General features: G+C 60.4%; 3 protein-coding genes. All 3 read left to right on the forward strand.

Annotation, left to right across the window (positions count from 1 at the left end; all coding sequences use genetic code 11):
• Window positions 1-233: 233 nt before the first annotated feature.
• From D573_RS0113700 to D573_RS0113710, 3 genes are read left to right on the forward strand one after another with little or no spacing between them, the layout of a single operon-like run.
• Window positions 234-986 (forward strand): class I SAM-dependent methyltransferase, encoded by a 753-nt coding sequence (locus D573_RS0113700; RefSeq protein WP_231367882.1) that lies wholly within the window; start codon window positions 234-236, stop codon window positions 984-986.
• 23 nt (window positions 987-1,009) lie between these two features.
• Window positions 1,010-1,945: a RimK family alpha-L-glutamate ligase gene (locus D573_RS0113705; protein ID WP_018939151.1), complete on the forward strand. Its 936-nt coding sequence runs from the start codon at window positions 1,010-1,012 to the stop codon at window positions 1,943-1,945.
• 25 nt (window positions 1,946-1,970) lie between these two features.
• Window positions 1,971-2,369, forward strand: coding sequence for a hypothetical protein (locus tag D573_RS0113710; protein ID WP_018939150.1), 399 nt, complete (start codon window positions 1,971-1,973; stop codon window positions 2,367-2,369).
• The last annotated feature ends 604 nt before the right edge of the window (window positions 2,370-2,973 follow it).

Consider the following 2,973-nt stretch of genomic DNA (forward strand, 5'->3'; position numbering starts at 1 on the left):
CCTTGGCCGATCTCCTCCGCGGTCGGAAACACGATCCACCCGATCCCCAGATGCCACTGCGGCTGAGGGCCGCGTAAGTGGGACAGCAGTGGGGCGGTACCGGCAGCGGTACCGCCCCTTTTTTGTATACCGGTTGCAGGCAGCACACAGCCACCGCACGATGGAGTTGGTTACGCAGCGGTATTGCTCCAACGCCCGCAGGAACACAAGACGGATGAACAGGGATGAGTCGCATGGAAGACTATGAAAGTCTCTTCCAGCAAAGAGGGAATCGTTACCACCAGGCGATGAAGCTGGTACCGAATGCGCGGGACCGCGAATTCGCTCAAGTGGTCCGTCACTTGCGGCCGCGTCCCAACGATATGGTCGCCGATGTTCCCGCCGGAGGCGGCTATCTCGGTCGCTACCTGCCGGCAAGTACGACATATTGGGCACACGAACCGTGCGACACCTTTGGCCCGGCCCCTCACGTAGACCGGGACAAACCAGAACATGGGCCAGAACTCCTTCCACTCCCCTGGAAGGACCAGTCCATCGATGCCGTTGTCAGCCTTGCGGGTGTTCACCACCTGGAGTGCAAACAGGGCTTCTTTGACGAATGCCGGCGCGTCACACGCGAGGACGGAAGGTTCGTGCTCAGTGACGTAGACGAAGACTCTGCTGTTGCTCGTTTTCTCGATGACTTCGTCGGTGCCCACAACAGCACGGGACACGAAGGGCTTTACCTGTCTAACCTGACACTAGACGAGCTCGCTGCCTCCGGGTGGTCGGTACATCTGGACCAGCGCGTCTCGTGCCCCTGGGTCTTTGCGGACGCACAACAGCTCGCCTTCTTTTTCCGGACCCTGTTCGACCTGCAGGGCCTGGAAGACTCTCAAATTCTCGAGGCAGTAGAGGCATACCTGGGCATCAACTCCAGCGAGCAGCTTGAGGTGGCCTGGAGCTTGCGCACCCTGGTTGCCTTGCCAACACATCACCCACAATGATCAGGCAGCTTCCCAGGCTTCGCGTGATCGCGGTGTTTCAGGAACACGGCGCGACCATCCACGACTACCTTTTCAATTATTTGTGGCGGAATCACGCCATACGGTTGGACTGTCGGCGCATCGAAGATCTCGCGATATCCAGCGTCAGCGATGCCGACGTGATACTGAACGCCGCGTGCAACAGCTCATTTCAGCGCGAGCGCATGACCCGGCTGGAACGGGCAGCGAACGATCAAGGAAAGCCGTTTATTAACCGCCCTGCCGCGCTAGACAAATGCGAACGCATTCCGCTGTCCCGACTGCTGCTGGAGTCGGGTTTCAGGACCGCACGGGTTCGTTATGTGCGAAACGCCGCGGAGCTGGTCGACGCACCCGACCTGGAGTTTCCCGTGATAGTACGCGACGAACTTGCACACCTGGGTTCGACCATGCAGTACGTCCGCGACCGTTCAGCCGCGCTCGACCTCTCGCCCAAGACGTTTGGCCGCAGAACCATCGCTGCCGAATTCCATGATTTTGTCGACCCGGATGGTTTCTACCGAAAGTACCGCTGCGTGCTGGTAGGTAATAAGGCCATACCCCGACACGTCATTTCCTCCCCTCACTGGAACATCCACGCGGACTCGCGTGACATGGCCCGTGAGAAGCAACATCGCGAAGAGAACAACACCTTCCTTGACCAAGAACCGGAGGAGGCAGGGGAGCTGCTCCAGGCCAAGGCACGAACGGGCCTGGATTATGCGATCGTTGACTATGCCCGCGAAGCAGACGGACGACCGTTCATCTTTGAACTCAATCCGTGCTATTCGATCATGGATGCCCAAACCTTCAAGCGCCCGTGGTCGCCCGCACTCACTGCGGTTCATCAGTACGCGGATGCTTTCGCGGACATGCTGTACACATCCACCGGTCAGACCCTGCCCTCGCGCTCATTCACCACCGAGCCGCTGGTACTCTGACCGACAATCGGTAACAAATGCCACCATGCCCGCCAACCCCAAAACCCCGCGCCTCGGCGACCTCCTGATCTGCGACGACGTACGCCTCGAAGCGGACGGCCGATACTCGTTCATGGGAGTCTATCCCGGCTCGGTGGTCACAGTGCACCAACTGCCCACGATCATTAGCCAACTCGCCTTTTGTTTTCGCTTCTCTGGGGTAACACCAACCACCAAGGCGGATTTCGTCTTCCGCTCACCCGACGGACACGAGGCGCGGCCCATCTCGGCAAACCCGCTTCAGGCCCCACCTGAAACCGAGGAAGCCATTTACATTGTGCATGCAGCCCCGCTACAGGTAAGCCAGCCCGGGGAACACCGCATTTTCATCAAGGCCAGCACGCATATCCTCGAAACCTCCTTCCGTATCGCGCAGCCGAAATAGACTGGGTTTCCACCGGGGCTCACCTCGGACCAGTAGTCTTGCGGTACGTGCAGATACCCGCAGGAGGTAAGAGCACGCCTGTGGAGCGATGGGCGGCGACGCAAATCCACTCCCCCTCCACCACGAAGACGAGTCAGGCCTGCGACATCCCGTCGGGCCGAACCGCCACACCGACGGGGTCTAACGTCGGGTTTAGCAGACCCTCAGCGAGACCCGATACCGCACCGGCAGGTTCAAACGTCACCGTTCACCGCTCCCTCAAGACCCGCGTCGACCCTGCTCGCGAGGTCCCCCTGATGCGATTGGCTTTGCTCATCGCCATCCTGTGGACGAGCACCTCCCGAGGGACCGTTGAGCCCCGCGAAACGCACTGGCAACGGCGCGGGGGGCCCTTCGGCCCAACCCGCCATCTTCGAACGCCGCACACCCGATGGTCATCCCGGAAACCGCCAAGCGGTTATCCGGGATCTCGCCTGTCCGCCCTGACACGAACTCCTGGCACGCCCCCATGTCGACTTCCCCCAATTAGGTCCACGCATAACTAGAGGTTTCCGGGGTGTGTAACTGCCGGTATTCGACCGGCGTCAGGTCCCCCAGCGAATCG

The organism is Thioalkalivibrio sp. AKL9 (assembly GCF_000377825.1).
Classification (GTDB): Bacteria; Pseudomonadota; Gammaproteobacteria; order Ectothiorhodospirales; family Ectothiorhodospiraceae; genus Thioalkalivibrio; species Thioalkalivibrio versutus.

Coding starts and splice junctions, on each gene's coding strand:
- D573_RS0113700 (WP_231367882.1), top strand. CDS start 234: ATGGAAGACTATGAAAGTCTCTTCCAGCAAAGAGGGAATCGTTACCAC.
- D573_RS0113710 (WP_018939150.1), top strand. CDS start 1,971: ATGCCCGCCAACCCCAAAACCCCGCGCCTCGGCGACCTCCTGATCTGC.